This is a genomic window from Curtobacterium sp. AB451 (assembly GCF_050585845.1).
GTDB lineage: Bacteria > Actinomycetota > Actinomycetes > Actinomycetales > Microbacteriaceae > Curtobacterium.
This window is the reverse complement of sequence record NZ_JBOBQG010000004.1, coordinates 1-26799: the sequence shown is the minus strand read 5'-3', so window position 1 is coordinate 26799 and position 26799 is coordinate 1. Positions and strand designations below refer to the sequence as shown.

General features: G+C 73.0%; 27 protein-coding genes and 1 tRNA gene. 8 read left to right on the top strand and 20 right to left on the bottom strand.

The annotated features are described in order from the left end of the window. The first annotated feature begins 39 nt into the window (after positions 1-39). Positions 40-1053: a LacI family DNA-binding transcriptional regulator gene (locus ACQXVK_RS10030; protein WP_402267510.1), complete on the top strand. Its 1014-nt coding sequence runs from the start codon at positions 40-42 to the stop codon at positions 1051-1053. Between the two features lie 151 nt (positions 1054-1204). Here ACQXVK_RS10030 and ACQXVK_RS10025 read toward each other — a convergent pair whose 3' ends face one another. After that, positions 1205-1651 (bottom strand): winged helix-turn-helix transcriptional regulator, encoded by a 447-nt coding sequence (locus ACQXVK_RS10025; RefSeq protein WP_430853463.1) that lies wholly within the window; start codon positions 1649-1651, stop codon positions 1205-1207. Positions 1652-1731: 80 nt separating this feature from the next. Here ACQXVK_RS10025 and ACQXVK_RS10020 point away from each other — a divergent pair, with 80 nt between their 5' ends. Further along, on the top strand, positions 1732-2427 hold the full coding sequence (locus tag ACQXVK_RS10020) for an SDR family oxidoreductase (RefSeq protein WP_402267515.1): 696 nt from the start codon (positions 1732-1734) through the stop codon (positions 2425-2427). 394 nt (positions 2428-2821) lie between these two features. On the opposite strand, the gene ACQXVK_RS10015 is transcribed toward ACQXVK_RS10020, so the two are convergent. Next, positions 2822-3382: a GrpB family protein gene (locus tag ACQXVK_RS10015; RefSeq protein WP_430853462.1), complete on the bottom strand. Its 561-nt coding sequence runs from the start codon at positions 3380-3382 to the stop codon at positions 2822-2824. An 83-nt stretch (positions 3383-3465) separates the two neighbouring features. On the opposite strand from ACQXVK_RS10015, the gene mtnN reads away from it, so the two are divergent. Next, positions 3466-4188, top strand: coding sequence for a 5'-methylthioadenosine/S-adenosylhomocysteine nucleosidase (gene mtnN, locus ACQXVK_RS10010; RefSeq protein WP_430853461.1), 723 nt, complete (start codon positions 3466-3468; stop codon positions 4186-4188). On the opposite strand, the gene ACQXVK_RS10005 is transcribed toward mtnN, so the two are convergent. The 5 genes from ACQXVK_RS10005 to serS all read right to left on the bottom strand — a co-directional run bounded on the left by ACQXVK_RS10005 (position 4185) and on the right by serS (position 8546). Then, on the bottom strand, positions 4185-5672 hold the full coding sequence (locus tag ACQXVK_RS10005; protein WP_430853460.1) for a family 20 glycosylhydrolase: 1488 nt from the start codon (positions 5670-5672) through the stop codon (positions 4185-4187). The genes mtnN and ACQXVK_RS10005 overlap by 4 nt on opposite strands. Positions 5673-5756: 84 nt before the next feature. Beyond that, entirely contained in the window at positions 5757-6290 is a 534-nt protein-coding gene (locus ACQXVK_RS10000) for a GNAT family N-acetyltransferase (protein ID WP_430853459.1), read from the bottom strand. Continuing rightward, positions 6290-6377 (bottom strand) — tRNA-Ser (locus ACQXVK_RS09995). Before ACQXVK_RS09995 ends, ACQXVK_RS10000 begins: the two co-directional genes overlap by 1 nt. A gap of 52 nt (positions 6378-6429) precedes the next feature. Then, a complete protein-coding gene (locus tag ACQXVK_RS09990) occupies positions 6430-7284 on the bottom strand; it encodes an HAD family hydrolase (RefSeq protein WP_402267576.1) in 855 nt (284 codons plus the stop codon). Then, complete coding sequence (gene serS, locus ACQXVK_RS09985; protein ID WP_430853458.1) at positions 7281-8546, bottom strand: serine--tRNA ligase; 1266 nt, start codon at positions 8544-8546, stop codon at positions 7281-7283. Before serS ends, ACQXVK_RS09990 begins: the two co-directional genes overlap by 4 nt. A gap of 162 nt (positions 8547-8708) precedes the next feature. Here serS and ACQXVK_RS09980 point away from each other — a divergent pair, with 162 nt between their 5' ends. After that, positions 8709-9779 carry a diacylglycerol/lipid kinase family protein gene (locus ACQXVK_RS09980; RefSeq protein WP_402267582.1) on the top strand — a complete coding sequence of 357 codons (1071 nt, stop codon included), beginning with the start codon at positions 8709-8711 and terminating at the stop codon, positions 9777-9779. A gap of 172 nt (positions 9780-9951) precedes the next feature. Here the strand turns inward: ACQXVK_RS09980 and pheA are convergent, their stop codons facing one another. The 4 genes from pheA to ACQXVK_RS09960 are packed head-to-tail and all read right to left on the bottom strand — an operon-like array spanning position 9952 to position 13303. Then, positions 9952-10908 carry a prephenate dehydratase gene (gene pheA, locus ACQXVK_RS09975; RefSeq protein WP_402267585.1) on the bottom strand — a complete coding sequence of 319 codons (957 nt, stop codon included), beginning with the start codon at positions 10906-10908 and terminating at the stop codon, positions 9952-9954. Positions 10909-10960: 52 nt separating this feature from the next. Beyond that, positions 10961-11506 (bottom strand): MarR family winged helix-turn-helix transcriptional regulator, encoded by a 546-nt coding sequence (locus tag ACQXVK_RS09970; protein WP_430853457.1) that lies wholly within the window; start codon positions 11504-11506, stop codon positions 10961-10963. Between the two features lie 28 nt (positions 11507-11534). Further along, positions 11535-11972, bottom strand: coding sequence for a hypothetical protein (locus tag ACQXVK_RS09965; RefSeq protein ID WP_022906313.1), 438 nt, complete (start codon positions 11970-11972; stop codon positions 11535-11537). Next, the gene (locus ACQXVK_RS09960; RefSeq protein ID WP_430853456.1) at positions 11969-13303 is read right to left on the bottom strand and encodes a molybdopterin-dependent oxidoreductase; all 1335 of its coding nucleotides are present in this window, start codon (positions 13301-13303) and stop codon (positions 11969-11971) included. The genes ACQXVK_RS09965 and ACQXVK_RS09960 overlap by 4 nt, the downstream gene beginning before the upstream one ends. Before the next feature lie 54 nt (positions 13304-13357). Here ACQXVK_RS09960 and ACQXVK_RS09955 point away from each other — a divergent pair, with 54 nt between their 5' ends. The 3 genes from ACQXVK_RS09955 to ACQXVK_RS09945 are packed head-to-tail and all read left to right on the top strand — an operon-like array spanning position 13358 to position 16094. Beyond that, positions 13358-14803 carry a glycosyltransferase 87 family protein gene (locus ACQXVK_RS09955; protein WP_430853455.1) on the top strand — a complete coding sequence of 482 codons (1446 nt, stop codon included), beginning with the start codon at positions 13358-13360 and terminating at the stop codon, positions 14801-14803. Between the two features lie 5 nt (positions 14804-14808). After that, the gene (moaA, locus tag ACQXVK_RS09950; protein ID WP_402267596.1) at positions 14809-15852 is read left to right on the top strand and encodes a GTP 3',8-cyclase MoaA; all 1044 of its coding nucleotides are present in this window, start codon (positions 14809-14811) and stop codon (positions 15850-15852) included. A gap of 2 nt (positions 15853-15854) precedes the next feature. Beyond that, complete coding sequence (locus ACQXVK_RS09945) at positions 15855-16094, top strand: MoaD/ThiS family protein (RefSeq protein WP_430853454.1); 240 nt, start codon at positions 15855-15857, stop codon at positions 16092-16094. 28 nt (positions 16095-16122) lie between these two features. Here ACQXVK_RS09945 and ACQXVK_RS09940 read toward each other — a convergent pair whose 3' ends face one another. The 5 genes from ACQXVK_RS09940 to ACQXVK_RS09920 all read right to left on the bottom strand — a co-directional run bounded on the left by ACQXVK_RS09940 (position 16123) and on the right by ACQXVK_RS09920 (position 20421). Next, positions 16123-17154: an ABC transporter ATP-binding protein gene (locus ACQXVK_RS09940; RefSeq protein WP_430853453.1), complete on the bottom strand. Its 1032-nt coding sequence runs from the start codon at positions 17152-17154 to the stop codon at positions 16123-16125. After that, positions 17151-17921 (bottom strand): ABC transporter permease, encoded by a 771-nt coding sequence (locus ACQXVK_RS09935; RefSeq protein ID WP_430853769.1) that lies wholly within the window; start codon positions 17919-17921, stop codon positions 17151-17153. Before ACQXVK_RS09935 ends, ACQXVK_RS09940 begins: the two co-directional genes overlap by 4 nt. A 102-nt stretch (positions 17922-18023) precedes the next feature. Beyond that, positions 18024-18845: a molybdate ABC transporter substrate-binding protein gene (gene modA, locus ACQXVK_RS09930; protein WP_430853452.1), complete on the bottom strand. Its 822-nt coding sequence runs from the start codon at positions 18843-18845 to the stop codon at positions 18024-18026. Beyond that, positions 18842-20014 carry a ThiF family adenylyltransferase gene (locus tag ACQXVK_RS09925; protein ID WP_430853451.1) on the bottom strand — a complete coding sequence of 391 codons (1173 nt, stop codon included), beginning with the start codon at positions 20012-20014 and terminating at the stop codon, positions 18842-18844. Before ACQXVK_RS09925 ends, modA begins: the two co-directional genes overlap by 4 nt. Continuing rightward, positions 20011-20421 (bottom strand): TOBE domain-containing protein, encoded by a 411-nt coding sequence (locus ACQXVK_RS09920; protein ID WP_430853450.1) that lies wholly within the window; start codon positions 20419-20421, stop codon positions 20011-20013. Before ACQXVK_RS09920 ends, ACQXVK_RS09925 begins: the two co-directional genes overlap by 4 nt. 92 nt (positions 20422-20513) lie before the next feature. Between ACQXVK_RS09920 and ACQXVK_RS09915 the strand changes: the two genes are divergently transcribed. Next, positions 20514-22187, top strand: a complete 1674-nt coding sequence (locus tag ACQXVK_RS09915) for a glycosyltransferase family 39 protein (protein ID WP_430853449.1) — start codon at positions 20514-20516, stop codon at positions 22185-22187. Between the two features lie 33 nt (positions 22188-22220). Here ACQXVK_RS09915 and ACQXVK_RS09910 read toward each other — a convergent pair whose 3' ends face one another. From ACQXVK_RS09910 to ACQXVK_RS09895, 4 genes are all read right to left on the bottom strand, one after another. Then, positions 22221-23153 (bottom strand): 4-(cytidine 5'-diphospho)-2-C-methyl-D-erythritol kinase, encoded by a 933-nt coding sequence (locus tag ACQXVK_RS09910; protein WP_416393081.1) that lies wholly within the window; start codon positions 23151-23153, stop codon positions 22221-22223. Positions 23154-23162: 9 nt separating this feature from the next. Continuing rightward, positions 23163-24467, bottom strand: a complete 1305-nt coding sequence (locus tag ACQXVK_RS09905; RefSeq protein ID WP_430853448.1) for an O-acetylhomoserine aminocarboxypropyltransferase/cysteine synthase family protein — start codon at positions 24465-24467, stop codon at positions 23163-23165. Beyond that, complete coding sequence (locus ACQXVK_RS09900) at positions 24467-25519, bottom strand: LLM class flavin-dependent oxidoreductase (protein WP_416393083.1); 1053 nt, start codon at positions 25517-25519, stop codon at positions 24467-24469. The genes ACQXVK_RS09905 and ACQXVK_RS09900 overlap by 1 nt, the downstream gene beginning before the upstream one ends. Positions 25520-25609: 90 nt before the next feature. After that, positions 25610-26608: an ATP-grasp domain-containing protein gene (locus ACQXVK_RS09895; RefSeq protein ID WP_430853447.1), complete on the bottom strand. Its 999-nt coding sequence runs from the start codon at positions 26606-26608 to the stop codon at positions 25610-25612. Between the last annotated feature and the right edge of the window lie 191 nt (positions 26609-26799).

The window sequence follows — 26799 nt, the reverse complement described above, 5'->3', positions numbered from 1 at the left end:
CGTGTGGACCGGCACCCGAACGCCATCGAGGAGGCGTCCGTGACCAGCCCGACCACCCCGAGGGCGGTCACGCGCGCGGACGTCGCCCGGTACGCGGGCGTCAGCACCTCGGTCGTCAGCTACGTCGTGCACGACGGCCCCCGCCCCGTCGCGGCCGCGACCGCCGCCCGGGTCCGCGACGCCATCCGCGTGCTCGGGTACCGGCCGAACGCCAGCGCCCAGGCCCTCCGCACCGGGTCCTCGAAGATGCTCGGCCTGATCGTCCCCGAGCTCGACAACCCCTTCTGGTCCGAGCTCGCGGTCGCGGTCACGCACGCGGCGACCGCGCGCGGCTACGACGTCCTGCTCGCGAACAGCGACGGTGACGCGGCCGGCGAACGGGACCGGCTCCGCACGCTCTCCGCCCGGCAGGTCGACGGGATCATCGTCACGAGCATCATGACGCGCCCGGACCTGTCGACCGTCTCCGACCCGGGCATCCCGATGGTCCTCCTCAACACCTTCTTCGAGGTCCCCGACTACGCGAGCATCGGCGTGGACGCGCTCCGCGGCGCCCAGGACGGGACGCGGCACCTCATCGAGCACGGCTACCCGTCGATCGGGCTCGTGATGGGCCACGCCGGCGGCTTGGAGCTGCGCGAGCAGGGCTGGATGCGGGCACTCCGCGATGCCGGTCGCCCCGACGGCCCGATCGTCCGTTGCGACTTCACCCGCCGCGGCGGGTACGAGGCCGGGCTCCGCATGTTCGGCGACGGCGCCGGCCCGCGTGCCGTCTTCGTCAGCTCCGACATGCAGGCGATCGGGCTCATGCGGGCCCTCTGGGAGCTCGGGCTCCGCGTGCCGGAGGACGTCGCGATCGTGTCGTTCGACGGCGCCGCCGAGTCCGACTGGACGAACCCGCAGCTCACCACGGTCCGGCAGCCGATCGAGACGATGGCGGTCGCCGCGGTCGACAGGGTGCTCGGACTCGACCTCGACAACCAGTGGCACCGGGACCTCGTCCCCGCCGAGTTGGTGCTCGGCGCGAGCTGCGGGTGCGACGTGCGTCGCTGACGCACCCGCCTGCGGTCCGGGAGGCGCGGTGCGGGCCCGACCCGCGCCTCCCGTCCGACGGCGGTCCCGTCCACGGACCGCACCGTACCGCCGACATCGCGCGCGTCGATCGACGCGCGCGTCGTCGCAGAGCGCGTGCGGAGCAGCGCGGTCAGCCCAGTGCCGCCGCGAGCTGGTCGCGCGGCACGATGCGTCCGGTCGCGGGGACGACCGCGGCCGACTCGACGGTGTCGCCCGTGCCCGCGTCGACGAAGCGCAGGTCGGACGACCGCTCGCACGGCCGGTGCCGGTCCGCCCAGCCGCCGAGGGCGAGGAGCACGAGCGAGAGGTCCCGGCCGGCGTCGGTGAGGAGGTACTCGTCACGGACGCGGCCGCCGTCCGGCTTGTAGGCGTGACGCTCGAGGACACCGCCCTCGACGAGGGACCCGAGGCGCGCCGTGAGGACCTCGCGCGGGATCCCGAGACTCTGCTGGAACTGACTGAACCGGGTCGCGCCGGCGAGGGCGTCGCGGACGATCATGAGCGTCCACTTCTCGCCGAGGACGTCGAGGGACCGCGCGATGGGGCAGCGCTCGTCGCCGCCGAGGATGCCGAGCATGGGTCCATCCTACCTGGGTTCGGAATCCAGACAATCGTGCTAGGTTCACTTTCCGTACTCAACCTTCGACAGGAGAACCCATGACCACCCTCACCGACGCCGTCGTCCTCGTCACCGGAGCGAACGGAGGCCTCGGCACCGCGTTCGTTCAGCAGGCCCTCGACCGTGGTGCCGCCAAGGTCTACGCGACAGCCCGTTCCCCGCGCACCTGGGACGACGAGCGCATCGTGCCGCTCGTCCTCGACGTCACCGACCAGGCGAGCGTCGACGCCGCCGCACGTGCGGCGGCAGACGCCACGATCGTCGTGAACAACGCCGGCATCGGCGGCTCCGCGCCGCTCCTCGAGACCTCGGTCGACGACGTCGAGCGGGTCTTCGCCACGAACGTCTTCGGCGCGCTGCGGGTCGCCAAGGCCTTCGCGCCGTCACTGGCCGGAGGCGCCCTCGTCGACGTGCACTCGGTCCTCAGCTGGATCGCGCTGGCCGGGGGCTACTCCGCCTCGAAGGCCGCGTTCTGGTCGATCACGAACTCCCTGCGGCTCGAGCTCGCCCCGCAGGGCACCCAGGTCGTCGGGGCGCACCTCGGCTACACCGACACCGGCATGACCGCCGACCTCGACGTCGACAAGGCCGACCCGGCGGACATCGTGGCGGCGATCTACGACGCCCTCGAGGCCGGCGAGCACGAGGTCCTCGCCGACCAGATCAGCCGCGACGTCCGCGCCGGCCTGAGCGCCCCGCTCGCTGCGCTCTACCCGGCGCTGGCGACCGCCTGATGCTGTGCCGGCCGGCTCCGCACACCGGACACTGGCCGGCTCTCACGCCGGGCGCTGACCGAATCCGCACGCCGGGCACTCGCCGAATCCGCACGCCGGGCACTCGCCGACTCCGGACGCCGGACACTCGCCGACTCCGCACGCCGGACACTCGCCGACTCCGCACGCCGGGCACTCGCCGACTCCGCACGCCGACGACGACGCGCGGGGAGCCGGACAGTCCGGGGCACTGCCTCGTCACCACCGCGGGACGGGGTGTTCCGCGGGACGGGGCGCTCTGCGGGACCGCTGACCGTTCCGGTTCACGAAACCCGCGATCGGTGAACCGGAACGGTCACGCCCGCGGAAGGATGCGGCCCGCCCCACGCCTCGGGTCAGCCGCGGGCACCGCGGGTCACCCGTGTGCGCCGCGGCTGGTGATCCCCGCGGTGTCGGCTGCGATCGCGGCGCGCTCCGACGCTGACAACCCCGCCCGGCGCAGCACCCGGTCGAGGACGGCGGACTTCTGCACGAGGTACGCGTCGATGTCCGACGCCTCGGCCGCGGCCCGGCGCTTCACGGCGGCGTACTCGTCGCGGAGGCCGTCGTCCGCGCGCAGGGCATCGCGCACGCCCAGGTGGTTCCGGAGCGCGAGCGACCCGTCTGCGACCACGTAGGTGTTGCTCGGGGCGAAGCGCTCGGGCGTCCGGAACGCCTGACGACCGGGGATGCCGAGATCGCCGCGGGGCACGAACCCGATCGCGGCGAGCGCCTCGACGGCAGCGGGCACGGCGGACTCGTCGACGACCACGTCGACGTCGATCACGGGCTTCGCGGCCAGCCCGGGGACAGCGGTGCTCCCGACGTGCTCGATCCGGTGCGGGACACCCGCGGCGAGGAGAGCACCGGTGTACGCGGTCCGGAGCACCACGAAGCGCCGCGGCCACTCCGCCCGGTACTCGACGACCTCGACCACACCGCTCCCTCGTCTCCGCGTGCACCGAGCACGGTACGCGCACCGGTGTCCCGACGGTCAGCGCGGCGTGCGAGGATCGATCAGTGCAACTCCCTCCCCCGGTCGCGATCGTCATCGCCGCCATGAGCGAAGAGGTCTCGGCGTTCGCCGGCCTCCTCGGTGGCGTCCCCATCCTGGACGGTCCGGTCGGCGGCCACGACGAGCACCACCTGCTCGACGTCGCCGGTGCGACGGTCGCGGTCCGACGCAGCGGGATCGGCTTCACGAACGCCACCTCCGCGGTCGCGCACGCCTTCCACGACTTCGGCTCGGGCATCCCGGTGATCAGCGTCGGCACCGCAGGTGGGCTGATGCGCGGCGTCGAGATCGGCGACGTGATCGTCGGCGACCGCTACGTCAACCTCAACGCGGACGCCACGGCGTTCGGCTACGCGCTCGGCCAGGTCCCGGGCATGCCGACCGGGTACGCACCCGACGACCGGCTCGTGTCGCTCGCCCTCGCGTCGGACACCGGGGACCGCCTCCGCGCCGCGACGATCGGCTCGAGCGAGATCTTCGTCACCGAGGGTCGTGCCCGCGCGCTCCGGACCGCGTTCCCGTCTGTCGCCGCGGTCGACATGGAATCAGCGGCGATCGCGCAGTTCGCCCACGTCCACGACATGCCGTTCGTGTCGGTGCGGTGCATCAGCGACCTGTGCGCGCCGGACGGCGACGAGTTCAAGGAACACCTGGACGACGCGGCGGCCCGTGCCGCCCGGGTGGTGCACGACGTCGTGACCGGGCTCGCCGCACGAGCGGAGTCCTAGCGCGCGGCGGTCTCGAGCATCGCGACCACGTGCGGGGTGCTCCAGCGCAGGAGTGCCGCGCCAGGCGGGTGCTCGAGGTCCTCGCCCCAGATCGCGACGGCCGCACCGGACATCGGAGCGGCGAGGCGCTTCCCGGAGTCCCCGTCCCAGTCGCGGAGTGACCAGTGCGCACGGAGATCCTCGGCCGCGTACCGACTGTCGGCCGGGTCCAGGTCCGTCGGCACCTCGTAGAGGTAGTACGAGTCGTAGTTCAGCAGGTCGATCCCGGCCGCGGCCAGGTCGGGCGCCGACGCTCGCCGCTCCCGCCGTTCGCGCCGTTCCGCCTGGTCCTCGGTGTCGCCGTCGAAGCTCCAGTACGTGACGTGGATGCGGGGGTCCAGCCGGCCGATGGCCGTCCGGTCGATCCCGTCGTTCCAGGCCCAGACCTGCCGGTCGCCGGCCGCGGCGGCCATCGTGTTCAGCCAGCGCACCCGCTGTGCGGCGGTGACGTCATCGCCCCACTCGTCCCCGCCGATGTGCACGGTCCGGCTGGACGGGAACGTCCGGGTGACCTCGGCGATGACTCGGGCCGCCAGCGCGGAACTCTCCGGCGCCGACGTGTCGAGTTCGCTCGCACCCGCCCGGAGCCGGTCGACAAACGCCTTCCCGTGCCGGGCCTCGAGGAGGGCGAACGCGGCAGCCATGTGGCCCGGGGTGTCGACCTCGGGCACGATCGCGATGCCCCGGCGCGCGGCGTGCGCGGAGATCGCCCGTGCCTGCGCGACGCTCAGGAACGGTCGCCCGGTGACCCGACTCGTCCAGACACCGTGGTCGAGGTCGGCGTCCGCGAGCGTCTGCCCGAGGACCGCGCTCTCGATCCCGACGTTCTGGTCGTCGGTGAGGTGCAGGTGCAGGAAGCGGCCGCCGTGGTCGGCGAGCAGGTCGATGTACCGCTCGATGAGCGGCACCGGGTAGTACGCGCGAGCGACGTCGAGCATCACGCCGGTCTCGGGGCGTGCGCCGGTCGTGCGCGTCGTCGTGACGCTCCGAGCCGAGGCCCGGCAGTCGGGCAGTGAGAAGACCCCGGTGCAGGCGAGGACGGCGTACGTCCCGGCCGGCACGCGCTGCGGAGCAGTGTGCGTCGCCCGGAGCGTGGCACTCGCACCCGGTGCGAGCGACCGGACCGCGACGTGACCGAGGGTGTACCTGCGGCTCCCGGCCGTCAGTGCGAGCCAGGCGTCGACCGCCGGCTTCCGCACCGTGGTGGTGTTCTCGACGGTCACCGCGGTGCGGACCGTGGTGCCGGTCGCGGTGGCGGTGCTGGTCGCGGTGACCTGCACGACCGTCAGCCGCGGTGCCGCGGACCCGACGGCGGTCTCCGGCGGTCCGGCGATCGCGTCGACCCCGACCACGACCCCGGCGGCCAGGGCGATCGCGAGCCCGACGGCGACGATCCGCCGCAGGGCGCGAGGCGTTCCGCCCCGATCACGTCTCCCAAGCCGCACAGCGCCCCACCCTCGAACCCGCACCTCGTGCTCCCGCGCCCACACCAGCAAGCTCTCGCGAGCGTACCGGATCACCCGGCGTCGTCACGTGCCCCGCGCGCCTGTGGCGAGGAGCTGGAACATGACGTGGTCCCGCCACGCCCCGTCGATCCGGAGGTACTCGGGCGCGAGGCCGTAGCGCTCGAACCCCGCAGCGAGCAGCGCCCGCTGGGAGCCCAGGTTCTCGGGCAGTGTCTCGGCCTGGACCCGGTGGAGACCGAGGACCTCGAACGCATGGGCCGCCGCGGCCCGGACCGCTCGCGAGGCGTGTCCCTGACGGAGCCGATCGGCGCGGATCCAGTAGCCCATCGCGCACGACTGCAGCGCTCCGCGGGTGATGCCGCTCAGTGTGATCCGGCCGAGCAGTTCACCGTCACCCGACTCGATCACGAACGGGACGGACGTGCCGGCGCGCTCGGCGGCGAGCGCCTGGACGATGACGTCGTGCTGCCCCGCCTCGGTGAAGTACGACCGCGCACGCGTGGGTTCCCACGGCCGCAGGTGCTCGGCACTCGCGGTGACCACGGCAGCGAGCGTCCCAGCGTCGTGGACGCTGATGAGCCGCAGGCGTGTGTCCATGGCGGAGGGTGTGGGATTCGAACCCACGAGACATCTCTGCCCACCTGTTTTCAAGACAGGCTCCATCGGCCGCTCGGACAACCCTCCAGCGACGCGACCACGTGGCGAGACGTGATCGCGTCCCGGGAAGTCTACCGGGCTAGCGCGGCAGGGAGTCGAGCGCGGCCGCGAGGCCGTCGTCGGTCACGCCACCGGTGATCTCGTTGCCCGCGTCGACGACGTCGTCGGGCGCCTGGCCCATGACGACCCCGCGGCCGGAGGTCGACGCCCACCGCAGCATGTCGATGTCGTTGCGGCCGTCCCCGGCGGCGAAGACCCGGGAGCGCGGGATGTCGAGCCACTCGCGCACGCGTTCCATCGCGGTGGCCTTGGTGACACCGAAGGGTGCGATGTCGAGCCACGACGTCCAGCCGACCGAGTAGGACACCTTGTGCAGCCCCATCTGCTCGACGACCTGCAGGAAGTCCTCGGTGTCGTGACCCGGGGAGATGACGACGACGCGGGTGGCCTCGACGCCGAGCAGCTGCTCGAACGGTACGTGCTCCCCGGCGACGGTCATCGTGTCGTCCGGGAAGTTGCCGGAGAGCAGGAAGTGGCCGGTCTGGTCCTCGACGCCGAACGCGGCGTTCTCGAGGGCACCGTGGATCGTCCGGAGGACCTCGCTCGGGTCGAACTGCTCGACGTGCACCCGCTCGTAGGAACCGTCTGGGCGGCGCGCGAGGGTGAGCGCACCGTTCGCGCAGACGAGGTACTTCGGCTCGATGCCGAGCGTGTCCAGCAGCGGCACGGTCATGCCCTCGCTGCGACCGGTGGAGAGCATGACCTCGTGCCCGGCGGCCTCGGCAGCGTGCAGTGCGGCGATCACGGCGTCGGTGACGACCCCGTCCTCGCGCATGGTGGTGCCGTCGATGTCGAGCGCCACCAGCCAGCGCTTCGTGCGGGCGGGCGCTCCCGCACCGGCCGCGCCGTCGACGAACCGACCCTGCGTGCTCATCGGGGCTCGATCACCTCGACGCCGCCGAGGTACGGACGGAGGACCTCGGGCACGACGACCGAGCCGTCGGCCTGCTGGTGGGTCTCGAGGATCGCGACGATCCACCGGGTGGTCGCGAGCGTGCCGTTGAGGGTCGCGACGGGCGCGGTCTTCCCGCTCTCGGTGCGGTACCGGATGTCGAGGCGACGCGCTTGGAAGGTCGTGCAGTTCGACGTCGAGGTGAGCTCGCGGAAGGTGCCCTGCGTCGGGACCCACGCCTCGATGTCGTACTTGCGCGCGGCGCTCGTGCCGAGGTCGCCGCCGGCCACGTCGATCACGCGGTAGTGCAGCCCGAGGTCCTGCAGCATCTGCTCCTGGTACCCGACGAGCTTGGCGTGCTCGGCCTCGGCCTGGTCCGGGTGGACGTACGCGAACATCTCGAGCTTGTTGAACTGGTGCACGCGCAGGATGCCGCGGTTGTCCTTGCCCGCCGACCCCGCCTCGCGGCGGTAGCAGGTCGACCAGCCGGCGTAGCGCAGGCCGTCGCCGTCGTCGAACGACAGGATCTCGTCGGCGTGGAAGCCGGCGAGGGCGACCTCGCTCGTGCCGGTCAGGTAGAGGTCGTCGGCCTCGAGCCGGTACACCTCGGCCGCGTGGTCGCCGAGGAAGCCCGTACCGGCCATGGTCTCGGGGCGCACGAGCGTCGGGGTGATGAGCGGCTCGAACCCGGCGGCGATCGCGCGGTCGAGGCCGAGCGACATCAGGGCGATCTCGAGCCGGGCGCCGAGGCCGCGCAGGAAGTAGAACCGCGAGCCGGAGACCTTCACGCCACGCGGGATGTCGATGATGCCGAGGTGCTCGCCGAGGTCGGCGTGGTCCTTCGGCTCGAAGTCGAACTCGGGCTTCGTGCCGACGGTGCGGAGCGTGACGAAGTCGTCCTCGCCGCCCTTCGGCACGTCCGGCAGCACGACGTTGGGGATGCTCCGGACCACCGCGTTGAAGGACTCCTCGGCTGCGGTGACGGTCGCCTGCGCCTCCTTCACCTGCGCGGCGAGCGCCTGGGCCTGCTGCACGAGCGCGGCCTTCTCGTCCTTCGGGGCCTTCGCGACGGTCTTGCCGAAGGCGTTCTGCTCGGCCCGGAGGGACTCGAACGAGGTGATCGCGCTCCGCCTGGCCGCATCGGCGGCGACGGCCTCGTCGACGACGGCGACGGAGGCGCCGCGCGCCTCCTGCGAGGCCTTGATGACGTCAGGGTTGTCGCGCAGGAGCTGGGGATCGATCACCGGATCATCCTAGCCAGCGCCGGTTGCGGGCCGGGTGCGAGGCGGGTCCGAGGTGGGTGCGAGACGGCCTGGAGGCGCGGTGCGGGCCCGCCCCGCGCCTCCAGGCCCGCGACGGGTCGATCCCGGCATCCCCTCGCAGCATCCGATCGGTACCGTTGGAGCATGTCGACCCCATCGGAGACCGCGTCTGCGGGCCAGGACGCCCTCCAGACCGAGCAGCGGACGGCCGCGGTGGTCTACAACCCGGTCAAGGTCCACCTGCCGACCCTCAAGCGCACCGTCGAGAAGCACCAGCAGGAGGCCGGCTGGGCCGAGACCCTCTGGTTCGAGACGACCGAGGAGGACCCGGGCGGCGGGATGGCCCGCGCAGCGCTCGAGGCCGGAGCCGACGTCGTCGCCGCCGCCGGTGGGGACGGCACCGTCCGTGCCGTCGCCGAGGTGGTGCACGGGTCGGACGCCTCGCTCGCGCTGCTGCCGAGTGGCACGGGCAACCTCCTCGCGCGCAACATGAAGCTGCCGCTGGACGACCTCGGCGGGATGGCGAAGGCGATCTTCGTCGGGCACGACCGGCCGATCGACTTCGGGCTCCTCGGCGTCGAACGTCCGGACGGGTCCCGCGACAAGTACGGGTTCGTCGTGATGGCCGGTCTCGGGCTCGACGCCCGCATGATCGCCAACACCCGGCCCGAGCTGAAGAAGCGCGTCGGGTGGCTCGCGTACCTCGACTCGCTGCTCCGCTCGGTTCGGGACGCCGACGGCTTCGAGTTCAAGTACCGGCTGGACGAGTCGGCGCGCAACGGCTCGGTCCGGGCGCACTCCGTCATCGTCGGCAACTGCGGCATGCTGCAGGCCAACGCCATGCTCCTGCCCGACGCCGAGATCGACGACGGGGTGTTCGACATCGTCGTGATGCGCCCGCGCGGCTTCTTCGGCTGGGTCCGGATCGGCGCCCGGGTCTTCTGGGAGAACGCGATCCTGCGGTCGTTCCGTCGGTCGGCCCTGTCCGACACGCTGATCGGCCGCCGGATCACCACGGCCGCGAAGCAGGAGCGCCCGCTGCGGTACATGCGCGGCGAGGAGTTCACGCTGCGGCTGTCGAAGCCGGACGAGTTCGAGATCGACGGCGACCCGGTGGGCGAGATCGTCGCGTTCCGGGCGCGGATCGACCCCGGGTCGCTCGACGTGCGGGTCCCCGACGTCGAGCCGAGCCCGGCGCGCGGTCGCCGGCGCTGACGCCCGGCGCGCGGTCGCCTCCGGCCCTTGGCCGGAGCGCACAACCAAAGTCACGCCGAACCGTGCTGTGGCACGGTTTGGCGTGACTTGCGTTGTGCGTGAGCAGGGCGAACCGCCGCGCGAGCACGGGCGCTGAGGCGGCGCCCGGGTGGCGCCGTGGCCGCCGCGCGGCTCAGTCCGCCTGGGGCTCGCCGGACACGATCGCGCGCAACCAGTCGCGCGCCTCGACGAACGCGACGTCCGAGTAGCGGGCGGGCACCTCGGGGCGCACCCCGTCGGCCCGCGGGTACGACCCGAGGAACGTCACGCGCGGGCTGAACCGCCGCAACCCGAGCAGGGCGTCGGCCACGCGCTCGTCCCGCACGTGCCCGTCGAGGTCGATGACGAACCGGTACCGCCCGAGCTCGTCGCCGATGGGCCGCGAGGACAGCAGCCCCATGTTGATCCCCCGCGTCGCGAACTGCTCGAGCATGTCGACGAGGGCGCCGGGGTGGTCGGCCGGCAGCTCGACGATGACGCTCGTCTTGTCGGCGCCGGTCGGGGCGGGCAGCGCCAGGGTCTTCGACACGAGCACGAACCGGGTGACCGCCGAGGCGTTGTCCCCGATGGACGACGCCAGCACCTCGAGCGCGTAGTGGTCGGTGATCCCCGGGGGCGCCACCGCGGCGTCGGCGGTGGGGTGCTCGTCGAGCAGGGCGGCCGCGGCGGCGACGTTCGAGGACGCCGGGATGTGCCCGTGTCCGCGGACGTTCGCCTCGAGCCAGTGGTGGGTCTGGGCGTACGCGACGGGGTGGGCGTTCACGGTCCGGACGTCGGCGAGCGCGGTGCCGGGCCGGGCGACGAGCACGAAGTCGACGGGGACGAGGTACTCCCCCACGATGCGGACGCCGGGGATCCGCGCGAGGGCGTCCTGCGTCGCGCTGACACCGCCGTCGACGCTGTTCTCGATCGCGATCACGGCGCCGATCGACCGGCCGCTGACGACGTCGTCGAGCGCTTCGCCGACGTTGTTCACGCTCCGCCAGGGCTTGCCCGCCGCCGCGTCCACGAGCTTGAGCGCGGCCTCGGTGAAGGTGCCGGCGGGTCCGAGGTAGGAGTACGTGTCGGACGGCGCGGCGGACTCGGTCATGCCGCGAGCCTATTGCAACGCCCGCGGCCCGCAGGCGTGCGTGACGGTGGCGTCAGTCGGTCGCCGTGCCGGTCAGTCTGGCCTCGCAGATGGCCGGACCGTCGTCGTCGCGCGGGTAGGTCAGCGCGGCGAAGCGCCCCTCGGGGTCGAGCCGGCTGAGGAGCGCCGCGGCGATGCCGTCGAGCTGCCCGACCTGCTCGTCGCTCAGCGCGTCGATCACCATGCGGCGAGCGGTCCGGACGTGGTCCGGCGCCGCGTCGACGATGGTCGCGTAGCCGGCGTCCGTGAGCCGCACGTCGGTCGCCCGCCGGTCGTCGGTCGAGGGGCAGCGCGAGACGAGTCCGCGCTTCTCGAGCCGGGACACCACGTGCGACAGCCGTGGCAGCGAGGCGTTCGTCGCCGAGGCGAGCGCCGACATCCGGAGCGTCCGGGAGTCGGTCTCCGAGAGCATCGCGATGACCATGTAGTCGAAGTGCGTCAGGTCGGCGTCACGCTGGAGCTGCTGGTCGAGCGCTGCGGGCAGGAGCTCCATGACCGCGACGAGCTTCATCCACGCGCGCAGCTGGTCGCGGGTGAGCCACGGGGTGTCGTCGGTCATGCTCCCACCCTACCGAAAGGTTGTCGGTTCAACCAGTGGTCACGCGGGGTCGGGCCGGACGCCGCGCTGCGACCACGAGCACCGCCACCACGACGAGCAGCAGCACCCCCTCGACGATGAGCAGCCGGGCACCGTAGTCGAACGGCAGCACGGTCGGGTTCTTCTGCCCGTGCGCCTTGGCCGCGATCTCGGGCAGGACGACCAGGGCGAGCACGCTCCCGAGGACGACGACCGCCTGCACCACGACGAGGGCCCACGCCCGTATCGTCCGCCCGGTCCGGCGCAGCAGCAGTCCCGCGCCGACGACGAACGGCGACAGGATCGCGTCGTGCAGGACCACGGCCCCGAGGAGCCAGGTCGCCAGCCCCCAGATCCGGTTCGGCCGGACGGTCGTCACGAGGACGTACGCCCCGAACGCGATGACGAGCACGCCGACCACGACGAGCACGATGCGTGCGGCCCTCATGCGATCACCTCGATCTCCTCGATCCACTTCGTCTGCAGCACTCCGGGTCGTCCGGGAGCGATGATCCGCGCCGGGAACCCGTGGTCGAGGTCGAGCGTCGCGCCGTTCAGCTCGAGCGCGATGAGCGTGGTCGGGTCCTCGGCGTACTCGGGGCCCATGTCCATGATCCGGTAGCCGCCGTGCCGCTCGAGGCTGGTCACCCGCACGTGCGATCCCGGCGCCGCCTGCACGGCCGCGAGCAGGTCGACCATCCGCACGCCCTTCCAGGTCGCCATCTGACTCCAGCCCTCGACGCAGGCGATCGGGAGCCGGGCGACGGCCCCGCCGAGCGCCACGAGCTCCGCCCGCGAGAAGGTGCGGCTGACGTCGTGGCCGACGACGGTCAGGGTCCAGTCGGCCGCGGTGGCGGTGGCCAACACGCCGGCTGCGCGGGCCGTGCGGTTCACCGGCAGGTCGTTCGGACCGCGGTGCCGCTGCCGGGCACCGAAGACGTTGAACGGCTCGGCGAGCACCGAGGACTGTCCGGCGGTCAGTGCGACGACCCCGACGGTCGCCGCGGCGACCCCGGCGAAGAACCCGCGACGTGCGACCCGCTGGCGGCGTCCGTCCGCCTGCCCGGCGGTGGTCCGGGAGGCGCGGCTCGGCTCCGCCGCGTCGGACGGCGGGCCGACGGGCGGTCCGGCCGGCACGCCGTCGACCCAGCGGAGCACGCGGCCGGTGAGGCCGCGGGGGTACCGGGTGCCCGGCTGCGCGCCCGGAGCCGATGCGGCGGGCTGCGCCAGGACCGGCGGGAGCAGCTCGCTCCCCGCGTCGGGATCGACCACGAAGCGTCCGTGCTCGTCGTACGAGTCCCGCTTCCGCCAGTACCGGGTGATCAGGCGGAGCTTCACGCCGATGTGCAGCACGAGCGACCCGATGAGCACGTACGCGAGCGCGTTGTGGACCTGCTTGAACGGGAACGGCCACGGGTACCACTGGTAGGTGTTCAGCAGGCCGGTGGTCACCTGCACGATCGCCGACGCGACGAACACCGCGATCGACAGCCGCTCGAGCAGGTGCAGCGGCCCGCGGACCGGCGGGGTCTGCAGGAGCGCCGGCATCACCGTGTTGAGCTTCGCGAGCAGCAGCGGGATGATCGCGATGCCCGCCGTGATGTGCACGCCCTGCGTGATCTGGTAGAGCTGCACGGGCCGGGTCGGGAAGCGCATCCACGACAGCGGCTCCTGCAGGAAGTAGCTGAAGACACCGGTCCCGAAGCAGACCAGGAAGGCGATGCCGAGCAGCCGCCCGAGCACGACCGCCGACCGCGCGTTCCGGTTCGGGGACGCCATCACGGATCGTGCATCCAGCAGCAGCCCGCGGACCATGGATAGCCTCGACGGACCATGAGTGAACGACGTCGCCCCGGCCGACTCCTGCCGACCGTGCTGGCCGTGGTCGGCGTGCTCGCCCTTGCGGGCGTCATCGCCTTCGGCGTCACGCATCTGGGGTTCCTCCGGTCCGGTCATCGTTCCCCATTCGTTGCGTGGACCCTGATCGCTTGGGCGGTGTTCGCCGCGGCGGTGCTCGCGTTGCGGTTCGTGCCGGCGAAGTGGATGACATGGCTGGTGGTCGGAGGTGGTCTGGTCGTGGGGCTCGCCGCCATCGCCGGGCCGCCGAACACCAGTACCGACTCTGCACGCTACGCCTGGGACGGCATCGTGCAGCACGCCGGGATCTCACCGTACGCGCACACGCCCCAGTCGACGGCGTTGTCCGGTCTGCGCCCCGACTGGCTGTTCCCGGACAAGGTCGACGGCACGTGCAAGCCGCTCGAACCGCGCTTCCGCGGGCTCGGCGACGGTGCCGACGGGCACTGCGTCGCGATCAACCGGCCGGACGTCGTGACGATCTACCCGCCGATGGCCCAGCTCTGGTTCGCCCTCGTCCGGGCGTTCGTACCGGCCACCGCCCAGTACATGCCGTTCCAGGTCGCCGGGCTGGTCGTGTCGCTCGGCGTCACCGTCGGGCTCGTCGCGGTGCTGCGGAAGCTCGGTCGTCCGACCTGGTGGGCGGCGCTCTGGGCCTGGTCGCCGCTCGTCGCCTCCGAGGCGGTGACGAACTCGCACGTCGACGCACTCGGGGCCGCCCTCGCGACCGCCGGTGCCGTGCTCGTCGTCTTCGGTCGGCCGATCTGGGGCGGGATCGCCCTCGGCGCGGCGACGGCGACGAAGCTCATCCCCGCGATCGTGTACCCGCCCCTCCTCGGCCGGTGGCGGCACTGGTGGGCGATCCCGGTGGGCATCGCGTTCTTCGGTCTGCTCTACGTGCCGTACGTGCTGTCGACCGGCCTCGACGTCCTCGGCTACCTGCCGGGGTACCTGTCGGAGGAGGGCTACGAGGACGGCTCCCGCTTCGCCCTCGTCTCGCTCGTGTTCCACGGCGACGCGGCGACGATCGTGGTCGGCCTGCTCGTGCTGGCGGCGGCCTTCGTCGCCTGGCGCCTGTCCGACCCGTCGCGTCCCTGGTCCGGCGAGGTCCTCATGATCGGCGTCACGTTCCTCGCGGTGACCCCGCGCTACCCCTGGTACGCCCTGCTCCTCATCCCGTTCGTGGTGCTCTCGGGCCGCTGGGAGTGGCTGTCGATCGGACTCGCGATCGCCCTGCGCGGGGTGTGGCCGTCGGCGGACGCCTACCGGTGGTGGCTCGCCGGCGCGATCGCCGTCATCGTGGTCGTCACGCTGGTGCGCACCCGGCGTGCCGACTGGGGGCGCTGGGGTCGCCGGCTCGCCTTCCGGGAACGCGCGATCGCGCAGTCGTCAGGTGCCGGGGCCGCCGAGGACGTACGCTGACGCCCATGGCACCAGCGACCCTGCTCGGCTCCTCCGACGGCCTGCTCGACCGGTTCGGACGGCGCGCCGTGGACCTGCGAGTGTCGCTGACCGAGCGCTGCAACCTCCGGTGCACCTACTGCATGCCGGCGGCGGGCCTGCCGTTCGCCCCCGACGACGCGCTGATGACCGCGGCCGAGATCGAGCGCCTCGTCCGGCTCGGCTCCGAGCGCTTCGGCGTGCGCAAGGTCCGGTTCACGGGCGGCGAGCCGATGCTCCGCCACGACCTGGTGGACGTCATCGCCCGCTGCGCGGCCCTGCCCGACGCCCCCGAGCTCTCGCTCACGACGAACGCGATCGGGCTCGCCCACCGCGCGGCCGCGCTGTACGACGCCGGCCTCCGACGCGTGAACGTGTCGCTCGACACCGTCGACCCGGACGTCTTCGCCACCGTCACCCGGCGCCCGTTCCTCGACAAGGTCATCGCCGGGCTCGAGGCCGCTCGCGCAGCGGGTCTCGCGATCAAGGTGAACGCGGTGCTGCTGCGCGGCGTGAACGACCACCTCGCACCCGACCTCATGCAGTGGTGCCTCGACCGTGGCTACGAGCTCCGGTTCATCGAGCAGATGCCGCTCGACCCCGACCACGCCTGGGACCGCACGTCGATGGTGACCGCGGCCGAGACCCGCGCGATGCTGTCGGACACGTTCGCCCTGGTGCCGGACGAGGCACCCCGCGACGGTGCTCCCGCCGAGCGCTTCCGCGTGCTCGCGCGGACGGCCGACGGCGGTGTCGGTGCCGAACTCGGCACGATCGGGATCATCGCGAGCATCACCGAGTCGTTCTGCGCCGACTGCACCCGCACCCGCCTGACCGCCGACGGCAACGTCCGGAGCTGCCTGTTCTCGGACGACGAGACCGACGTCCTCGGTCCGATGCGCGCCGGTGCCTCCGACGACGAGGTCGCCGAGCTCTGGCGTCGGGCGATGTGGGCGAAGCCCCGCGACCACGGCGACGACAGCGACGACCTCGTGCACCCCACCCGCGGCATGAGCGCGATCGGGGGCTGAGCGTGACGACGATCCGGTTCTTCGCGGCGGCCCGTGCTGCGGTCGGCGCGGACGAGGTCACCGTGCGGGCCTCGGCGCTCGACGACGCGCTGCGGTCGGTGACGGCCGAAGACCCCGACGGCTGGCGGGCACTGCAGGAACGGTGCTCCTACCTCGTCGACGGGGTGACCACGCGCGACCGGTCGACCCGGCTCGACGGCGTGGCGGTCGTCGACGTGATGCCGCCCTTCGCCGGCGGCTGAACCGGTCCGTCCCGCGCAGAGCGTCGGGTCAGGCGGGCGGGTAGACCGTCAGCTCGTCCGGCGGCACGGCGATGCGCACGACGTCCCCGGGGACGAGTCCGAGGGTCGCCGCGACCGCCACGGTGACGTCGGCCACGAGGGCACCGGCCCGCACCCGGACGAGTCCGTCCCGCGGCTCGAGCGCGGTCACCCGGCGCGTCGGTCCGGCGCCGTCGCGGGTCACGACGGCGACCGTCGGGTGGTAGGCGGCGAGGGCGGGCAACCCGGGAGGCACGGTGTGCGTCGTCGAGACGAGCTCGCCGCCGTCGACCGGTGCGATCCCACCCCGGGTGGCGGTGCCGCCGACGAGCGTCAGCCCCGAGAAGGACGCCGCGAACGCACTGGTCGGACGACCGAGGACGGCGGCGGTCGGTCCCTGCTCGACCACCCGGCCACCCGCGAGCACGACGATGCGGTCCGCGAGGCCGACGGCCTCGAGCGGGTCGTGCGTGACGAGGACCGTCGGTCGACCGGTGCGGGCGGTGCCCAGGGCGGTCCGGACCTCGGCGCGGGCGTCGACGTCGAGCGCCGAGGTGGGCTCGTCGAGGAGCAGGAGCACGGGGTCGGTGGCGAGTGCCCGGGCGATCGCGACGCGCTGGGCCTGTCCGCCCGAGAGCGTCCCCGGGGCGCGGTCCGCCAACCCGGCCACGCCGACGGCGGCGAGGGCCGCGTCGGACCGGTGTCGCGCCTCCCGGCCGCCGGAACCGGTCGCTCGCGGTCCGTAGGCGATGTTGCGGGCGACCGACAGGTGCGGGAAGAGGTCGGCGCGCTGCGCGACGAGGCCGACGCCGCGACGGTGCGCGCGGACGCCCGTCAGGTCGCGCCCGCCCAGGACGACCGCGCCGGACCGGACCCGCAGCAGGCCGGCGAGGGTCTCGACGACGGTGGACTTGCCCGCGCCGTTCGGACCGACCAGCGCGACGCACTCGTCCGGGGCGACGTCGAGTCGCACGTCGACGCCGCGGTCCGGCACCACGACGTGGGCGCGGAGGCCGCCGTGTCCCGGGTGGTCGCTCGTCATGCGATCACCGTCCGGGTGCGGACCACGGACGCGCCGATGACCACGAGGGCGACGACGACCAGCACGAGGGCCAGCGCGACCGCCGTGTCCGGGTCGATCTCGCGCTGCAGGTAGATCTCGAGCGGCAGCGTCCGGGTGACGCCCTGCAGGCTGCCGGCGAAGGTCAGGGTGGCCCCGAACTCGCCGAGCGCGCGGGCGAAGCAGAGGACGAGGCCGGCGAGGATCCCCGGCAGTACGCGTGGTGTCGTCACGGTCAGGAACGTCCGGGTCGGGGACGCGCCGAGCGTCGCGGCGACCCGTTCGAACCGGTCGCCGCCGACGCGCAGCGCCCCCTCGATGGACGACACCAGGAACGGCATCGCGACGAAGGTCTGGGCGATGACGACCGCGGTCGTGGTGAAGGCGATGCGGAGGCCGTGGTCGTCGAGCCACGCGCCGACCACGCCGAGTCGACCGAACGCCGCGAGGAGCGCCAGTCCCCCGACCACCGGCGGGAGCACGAGCGGCAGCAGGACGAGTGCCCGGGCCGCGCCGATCCACCGCGACGTCGACCGGGCGAAGAGCACGGCGAGCGGGTACCCGAGCACGAACGCGATCCCCGTCGCGGCGGCCGCGGTGCCGAGGCTCAGCCCGAGGGCCGTCAGCGACGCGGGCGAGGTGACGAGTGCGCCGAAGGAGCCCCAGTCGACGCGGCCGACCATCGCGAGGACCGGGACCACGACGAACAGGCCGCCGAGCACCGCCGGGAGCGGGAGCCACCACGGCACCGGCGTCCGGACGGCGCGGACCGCCCGCGGCCCGGCGGCGCGGACCGCTCGGTCGGGGGTGCGGCCGGCGTCACCGGTCGGCTCGGTCGCCTCGGGCACGGGTCAGGGGGCGCCGAAGCCGGCGGCGGTGAGGACCTCCCGGCCGGCGTCGGAGCGGACGTACGCGGTGAACGACTCGGCGAGGCGCGGGTTCGCCGCGTCCCGCAGGACACCGATCGGGTAGGTGTTCACGGCCTTCGACGCGGCGTCGAAGCGCACGCCGTCGACCTTGCCGCCTGCGCCCTCGACGTCGGTGACGTAGACGAGTCCGGCGTCCGCCTGCCCGGACTCGACCTTCCCGAGGACGTCGGTCACGGACTGCTCCTCGCTGACCGGGCGGAGGTCGACGCCGCTCGCCCGTTCGACCTTCGCGGTCGCGGCGCCGCACGGCACCGGGGTCGCGCACGTGACGAGCTGCACGTCCGACGCCGTCAGGTCCCGGAGGCCGGTGATCCCCTTCGGGTTGCCGGGTGCCACGGCGATCTCGAGGACGTTCGTGGCGAAGTCGTGCGCGGCGCCGTCGGCGACGTCGGTCCCCACGAGCTTCTGCATGTTCGCCTCGTCCGCCGAGGCGAAGACGTCGGCGGGGGCGCCGTTCTGGATCTGGCTGACGAGGTCGCTCGACCCGGCGAACGAGAAGGTGATCGTGGTCCCCGGGTGCGCGGCCTCGTACCGCTCGCCGAGGGTGGTGAAGGTCTTCTGGAGCGACGCCGCCGCGAAGACGGTGATCGTGCCGGTCGGACCCGCCGACGCGCTGCCGGACGACGCGGTGCGCGCGCTCGCGCTCGGGGCGGCCGTGCCGGTCGTCGCACATCCCGCGAGGCCGACGGCCGCGAGTGCGGCAGCGGCGAACAGGAGGGCGGCGTTCCGCACGTGCGTCGTCATTCCCCGATCGTACCCGCATCTGCGGCCGATGCGGGGATGGTCATCGGCAGTCCCTCGCGCTGCCACGCCTGGATGCCACCGTCGAGCACGGTCGCGTCGAGCCCGGCGGCGCGGGCGGTGCGCGCCCAGGCGGTCGCGCGGACGCCGCTCGCGCACACCACCACGAGGGGCCGGTCGTCGTCCGCGGGGAGGTCCTCCGGACGGAGGCTGCCGGGGACGATGCCGGTGGCCCGTTCGGCCGGGGTGCGCACGTCGACGAGGACGGTCGCGCCGGACCGGCCGTCGGCCGACCGGCTGTCGTCCGTGCTGCCGTCGCTCGTGCTGCCGTCGCTCGTGCTGCCGTCGCTCGTGCTGCCGTCGTTCGCGCTTCCGTCGGCCGACCGGCCGAGTCGCGCGGCGAGGGCGGCCGGTGCGATCCGGGGCGGGGCGTCGTCGACCGTCGGGGCCGGGCGGCGGGACCCGGGGCCGCGGCGGAGCGTGCTCTCGGTCCACCGCCAGCGCCGGGCGTCGACCGTCAGCACGCGACCGGTCAACGGTTCCCCGATGCCGGCGACGAGGGCCGTCACCTGCGCCGCCATCACGCTGCCGACGGCACCGCAGAGCGCGGGGAGCACGCCGTCGAGCGCGCAGGACCCCTCGTCCGGCAGGGCGTCCGGGTGCAGGTCGTGGAAGTCGATCGGTTCCGGGCCGGCGTCGTGGAACACCGACACCTGCCCGTCGGTCCCGAGCACGGTCCCCCAGACGAACGGGATCCCGGCCGCGGCGCAGGCGTCCGAGATCGCCCGGGTGACCTCGACGCTGTCCGCGGCGTCGACGACCACGTCGTGCCCTCTGACGTGCTCCGGGCGGAACGGCTCGGCGATCGCCACCACCTCGAGCTCCGGGTCGACGCCACGGACGCGCTCGGCCGCGCACTCCGCCTTGGGACGGCCGACGTCCGCCCGGGCGAAGAGCGTCTGCCGTGCGAGGTTCGACGTGTCGACGACGTCGAGGTCGACGATGCTGACGCGGCGGAGCCCCGACCCGGCGAGGTAGGTCAGCACGGGTGCGCCGAGGCCGCCGGCCCCGACGACGAGGACGCTCGCCTCGGCCAGCGCCCGGACGGCCCGGTCACCGGCACCCGCGAGCGCTGCGGTGCGCGACAGCAGCCGGCGTCGGTCGTCGGTCATGCGTCGGCCGGTTCCGCCGGCACCTCGACCGACACCATCGTCGCCTTGACCGAGGCCACCGCGACGGTGCCGACCTCGAGCCCGAGGTCGCGGACGGCCTCGGCGCTCATCAGGGACACGACGCGGTGCGGGCCGCTCTGCAGCTCGACCTGCGCCATCACCCCGTCGACGACGAGGTCGGTGACGATCCCGACGAACCGGTTGCGGGCCGAGCTCCTCGCACCGGACGGGTCGTCGAGCTGGGCGGCGGTCCCGCGGATGTGCGTCGCGAGCTCGCGACCGTCGACGACCGTCCGGCCGGAGCCGTCCGTCGACCGGATGAACACACCGGCGTCCACCATCCGTCGGACGGTGTCGTCGCTGACGCCGAGGTACCGCGCGGCGTCGCGGATGCGGAGCTTCGTCATGGTCCTCGGCACGATACCGGTATGGGGAACTCTCAGTCTCGCCTGCCGGGACGCCGGGCACCTGCTCAGCCGCCACGGATACCGTCCTCACCGTGACTGCACCACGGACCGGCACCATCAGCATTCCCCGCTCCCCGGGGATCGCGCCGGTCCGTGCCCGCTTCCGGACGCGCCTGCGCGGCCTCGCGTCGAGCGCCGGTGCCGCCGTCGTCCGCACGCCGGAGCTGACGGTCGGCGCGTTCGGCGTCCTCGTGGGTGCGGCGTTCGCCTGGGTGCCGTCGCTCTGGTATGACGAGGCCGCCACGGTGACGAGCGCCACAAGGAGCTGGCCCCAGCTCTGGGCCGAGCTGCACAGCGTCGACGCCGTGCACGGCCTGTACTACGCGCTGATGCACGTCTGGTTCTGGCTCGTGGGGTACACGCCCTTCACGCTCCGCTTCCCGAGCGCCCTCGCGATCGGGGTGGCGGCTGGACTCCTCGTCGCCCTCGGCCGTCGACTCGGCGGGCGCCGGCTCGGCATCACCGCCGGTCTCGTGTTCATCGCGCTGCCGCGGGTGCAGTGGGCCGCGTCCGAGGGGCGCCCCTACGCCACGATCACGACCCTCGCCGCCTGCCTCACCCTCGTCGGCCTGACCGCGGTCCGCCGGACCCGCACCGGGCGCAGCCTGCACTGGTGGGCGGCCTACGGGGCACTCGCGCTCGTCTCGGTCACCTTCAACGTCTACCTGTCGCTCGCCGTCGTCGCGCACGCCGTGACCCTGCTGTGGACGCTCCTCGCCCAACGCTCCGCCGTGCGCCGCGCAACGGTGTCCCGCGGTGGCCCCGCCCTCGGCCCGGCACTCGTGACCCGCGGGGTCGTCGTGCGCTGGGCGATCGCGGCCGCGATCGCCGCCGTGGCCGTCTCGCCCCTCGTCGTCGAGGTGGCGTCGCAGTCGAAGCAGGTCGCGTGGATCGCCGGCATCGGGGAACGGACCGTCGCCCAGGTGTTCGCGACGGCGTGGTTCGGCGGTGTCGACGTGTACGCCGCCGGCGCCTGGGCCCTGATGCTCGTCGGCACGGTGCTCGTCCTGGTCGAGGCACACCGACGGTCCGCGACCGTCCGGACCCTCGTGCGCGCTCAGGCCGTCCGGGTCGCCCTGCCGCTCGTCGTGATCCCGACCGCCGCGCTGGTCCTCGCCACGGCGATGGGCAAGCACCTGTACTCCCCGAAGTACGCCTCGCTCAGCCTGCCGTTCGTCGCGCTGCTCATCGCCCTCGCGCTGACGTTCGTCCGTCCGAAGGCCCTGCTCGCCACCGTCGTCGCCGCGGTCCTCGTGCTGTCCGTCCCGACGGCCGTCGCCGTGAAGGAGCCCCTCGCGAAGCAGGACTCCACCTGGGCCCGTGCCGCCGCGATCATCTCGGCCGAGCGCAGCAGCAACCGCGCCGACGCCGACGAGGGCGTCGTGTTCGGCAGCGTCTACGGCCACCCCGGCACCACGGCCGACATCATCCGCATCTCGTACCCGACGGCGTTCACGGGCATGACGGACCTCGGCGTCCGCAAGCTCGGTACCGAGTCGGGTGTCCTCTGGAACCAGACGGGCGACCTCGCCACCACGATCCCGAGCCGCCTGGGCGACATCGACACGGTGTGGTTCGTCGGCGGGACCGTGAAGGCGCGCAACATCGAGCCCGAGACCGCCGCGGTGCTCGCGGAGCACGGGTTCACCGCGAAGGAGCACTGGAAGACCGGCACCGTCGTCATCACGGAGTACGTCCGCAGCTGATCGACGCCGAGCGCGTGCCCGAGCGCCTGCCCGTCAGTGCAGGAGGCGGGCGCCGTGCACGGGACCGGCGGCGCGCACCGCGACCATGCCGGCGGCACTGAGCTCGACCTGCACCTCGAGTGCCGCGTCGCGGTCGGCGACGAGGAACGCCACGGTCGGCCCGCTGCCCGAGACGAGTCCGGCGAGGGCACCGGCCTTCTCGCCGATCTCGAGCGTCGTCGCGAGCGTGGGCTGCAGGCGCATCGCCGGGGCCTGCAGGTCGTTGTGCAGGCAGTCCGCCAAGAGGTCGGGGTCGCCGGCGCGGAGGGCCTGCAGAACGTTCGCCTCGACCACGGGCGTCGTCGGCGCGGGGGCGATGTCCGCGCGGTAGCGCTCGCGGTGCTCGTCGAGGGCGCGGTACACGGCCGGCGTCGACAGGCCGGCGTCGCTCAGGGCGAGGACCCAGTGGAACTCGCCCTTGGCCAGGGCCGGGCTCAGCTCGTCGCCGCGACCGGTGCCGACCGCGGTGCCGCCGGCGAATGCGAACGGCACGTCGGCGCCGAGCTGCGCGGCGAGCCGGAGGAGCTCCTCACGCCCGAGCGCCGTCCCCCACAGCGTGTCGACGGCGAGCAGGGTCGCGGCGGCGTCGGCGGATCCCCCGCCCATCCCGCCGGCGACCGGGACCTGCTTGTCGATGGTCAACCGGACGCCCCCGCGGTACCCGGCGGCGTCGGCCACGAGCCGGGCGGCACGGATCGCGAGGTTCGACTCGTCGACCGGCACCGCGCGCGTGTCGATGGATCCGGTGAAGGTCACCGAGAAGTCGTCGGCCGGTTCCGCCGAGACGTCCTCGTACAGCGAGACCGCCTGGTACGCCGTCGCCACGTCGTGGTAGCCGTCGTCCTGCAGGGCGCCGACCGACAGGTAGACGTTGATCTTCCCGGGGGCGCGCGTCCGCACGCGGGTCGGTGCGGCCAACGTGGTCATGCCCCCAACCTATCCCGACGCAGCCGCGAAGCCGCGCGCGAGGTCCGCGAGGATGTCGTCCACGTGCTCCAGCCCGATCGACAGGCGGATCAGCCCGTCGCCGACGCCCGCGGCCGCACGCTCCGCCGAGGTCATCTGCACGTGCGTCGTCGACGCGGGGTGCACGACGAGGGAGCGCACGTCGCCGATGTTCGAGACGTGGTCGAACAGCTCGAGCGCCGCGACGAACCGCCGTCCGGCGTCGACGCCGCCGTCGAGGTCGAAGGCGAGCACGGCGGACGGTCCCGCCGGCACGTACCGCTCGGCCAGGTGGTGCCAGGGCGACGTCGGCAGTCCGGCGTAGTGCACGCCGAGCACCTGGTCGTGCGCGTCGAGCCACGAGGCCACCGCGGCGGCGTTCGACACGTGCCGCTCCATGCGGAGCGAGAGCGTCTGGATGCCCTGCAGCACCAGGAAGGCGTTGAAGGGTGCGATCGCCGGTCCGAGGTCGGCGGACAGCTTCGACCGGGTGCGCTGGATGAACGCGCGACGGCCGAACTTCGACGCGAAGTTCGTGCCCGCGAACCCGGACCGCTCGGTCGTCGTGAGCTGCGGGTACCGCTCGGCGTGTGCCGCCCAGTCGAAGTTCCCGCTGTCAACGATGAGCCCGGCGATGGCGCTGCCGTGCCCGGAGAGGTACTTCGTGGCCGAGTGCACGACGATGTCCGCACCGTGCTCGATCGGCCGGACGAGGTACGGGGTCGCGATCGTGTTGTCGACGATGAGCGGGACGCCATGCTCGTGCGCGACGCCGGCCACCCCCTCGAAGTCGAGGACGTCGCCGCGCGGGTTCGGGATCGACTCGCCGAAGAACGCCTTCGTCTCCGGTCGGACCGCCGCGGCCCACTCGTCGAGGTCCGTCGGGTCCTGCACGAAGGTGAACGAGATGCCGAGGTCGCCCAGCGTGGAGTGGAACAGCGTGTAGGTCGCGCCGTACAGGGACGTACTCGACACCACGTGGTCGCCAGCACGGGCGAGTCCGAGCACCGCGAGCGACGTCGCCGCCTGCCCGGACGCGAGTGCGAGGGCGCCGACACCGCCCTCGAGGTCGGCGATCCGACGCTCGAGCGCGGCCGCGGACGGGTTGTTCACCCGCGAGTAGGTGTGCCCCGGTGCGTCGAGCAGGAACCGGGCGGCGGCGTCCTCACCCGACGGGTACACGAAGGCGGCGCTCTGGGCGATCGGCGGGACGTTGGCTCCCCATCCCGGGTCGGCCTTGTAGCCGGCGCGGATCTGCCGCGTCTCGAACGCCCAGTCGTCCTCGGTCGCCCCCATCAGGCGCCCGCCCCGGACGGCACCGTCACCGCGGGGCGGACCAGGGGGATGACCTGCTCGCCGAACCGGTCCATCTCCTCGAGCTGCGGCGAGAACTGCAGCAGCAGCGTGTCGACCCCGGCGTCCTCGAACTCCCGGATCCGCGCGGCGACCTGCTCGGGCGTGCCGACGAAGCCGGGGCGGAGGCCGCGGTTCGACACCGAGTAGTCCTCGAGCGACGGGACGTGCTCGAGCTGCGACTTCGAGATGAAGTCCTGGTAGGACTCGTACGCGTGGCCGTGCTGCACGTCCGTGATCCGGGCGAGCTCGGCCTGCGCCTCCTCCTCGGTCTCGCGGACGATGACGTAGGCGGCCATGCCGAACGCCTCGAACGGCGGCAGCCCGGCGTCGACCCGGCGCTGCTTCATCTCGGCGATCTTCGTCCGGAGCTCCTCGACCGTGCCGCCGTGGGTCACGTACGCGTCCGCGTAGCCCGTGATCGCCGCCTTGCCGGCCTCGCTCTCCCCGCCGGCGTAGATGCGCGGGGTGACCCGGGGCTTCGGCTCGAGGTGGCTGTTCTCGATGTCGTAGTACTCGCCGTGGAAGGAGTACGGCGTCTCCCGCCAGAGCCCCTTCATGACCTCGACGAACTCCGCCGTGCGCTTGTACCGGTCGTCGTGCTCGGAGAAGATCCCGCCGTACTGCTTGGCCTCTTCCGCCCACCACGCGCTCACCACGTTGAACGTGAACCGGCCGCAGGAGATGTCGTCGATGGTCGCGGCCTGCTTCGCGGTGACGGCGGGCAGGTGGTACCCGGGCCGCATCGCCGCCATGATCTCGAGGCGCTCGGTCGTCGCCGCGATCCCGGCGGCGAGCGCCCACGCCTCGAGGCTCGGTGCCGCGGTGCCCTTGATGTCGTTGAGGTTCAGCTCCGGCACGAGCGTCAGGTCGAAGCCGATGCGCTCGGCGCGCTGCGCCAGTCGCTTGACGTAGTCGAAGGTGACCGGCATGTGCTCGTTGTCGACGTTGCGCAGCCAGCCGCCGAAGAGCGGGGTCCAGTATCCGAATCGCACGGGGTGAGTTCCTTGGGGAGGTGGGGATTGACGGCCTGGAGGCGCGGGGCGGGCCCGCACCGCGCCTCCAGTCCGGTGGGTCTTGCGTTCTCAGGCCGTCAGGTGCGCCGCGTACTGCGTCTCCAGCAGGCCACCGAGGTACCGCGCGATGGAGCGCGGGCCGGAGGCCGGCGCGGTCTCCTCGACGGCGGGGTTGTAGTTCGTGTTCGTGTTGATGTCGTAGACGACCGTGCGACCGTCGGTCGTCTCCATGAACTCGACGCCCGCGATCTGGATGCGCTGATCGGCGAGGAACGTGCGGAGCTGCTGGACGAGCGGGTGCTCGGGCGTGACCTCGGTGCGGACGCTGAACGCCGGAGGTGCGCCGACGGCCTCGGTGCCGGGCACGTCGCAGACCGCACCCGCGATGACCTGCGGGACCTCGCACGCGTCGGCCGGGCAGAGCTCGAAGCTGCCGGCACTCGTGTCGACGCGGACGGCGTAGACGAACTCGCCGCCGACGAACTCGACGCGGGTGATGAACGGCTCGCGGGCGGTGAGGTACTCCTGCAGCAGGGTGATGCCGTCGACCGGCTCCTCGAACTCCGGGCTGTCGACGTAGGCGTCGAACTCGGCGAGCGAGTCGAAGCGACGGACGCCGAGGCCCTTGCCGCCCTGGTTGTGCTTCGTGATGAAGGGCACGTCCTGGCCGCCGGTGAAGTCGTGGGCCGCCTGCTTGAGCGTCGTGCGCCCGAAGACGGCGGTGGTGCGGGGGACGTCGAACCCAGCGTTCCGGAGCAGTCCGTGCTGGGCGACCTTCGAGACCTCGAGCTCGAGGACGTGGCTGCCGCCGACGACCTGCCGGCCGGCCCGCTCGAGCCAGCCGAGGACCGCGCGGGTGTACTCCTTGCTGTGCTCGTGCCCGCGGGTGTGGGAGCTCGCCGACATCCGTGACCAGTACACGCCCGGCTCGGGATCGGCGGCAAGGTCGATCTGGCCCTCGGTGAGGAGGATCTCCTCGACGGGGACCCCCTCGGCCTCGAAGGCAGCGGCGAGCGGCGGGAACCACTCGGGGTTCTCGTGGATGACGTACACGCGGGGAGTGCTCACCTCGCCACCCTAGGCACGGCACCCTGGAGTCGCCAGGTGTGTGACGCGGCGTTGCTCGGCGGGTGCGGTGTTGCTCGGTGGGCGCGGTGTTGCTCGGGGGGTACAGCGTGCTTGTCCGGTGTGGTCGTGGGGGTCGCCGGACTCGCACGGTGCGACCTTGTCCGATCCGTGCGCCGCTGGTGGCTCGGTGC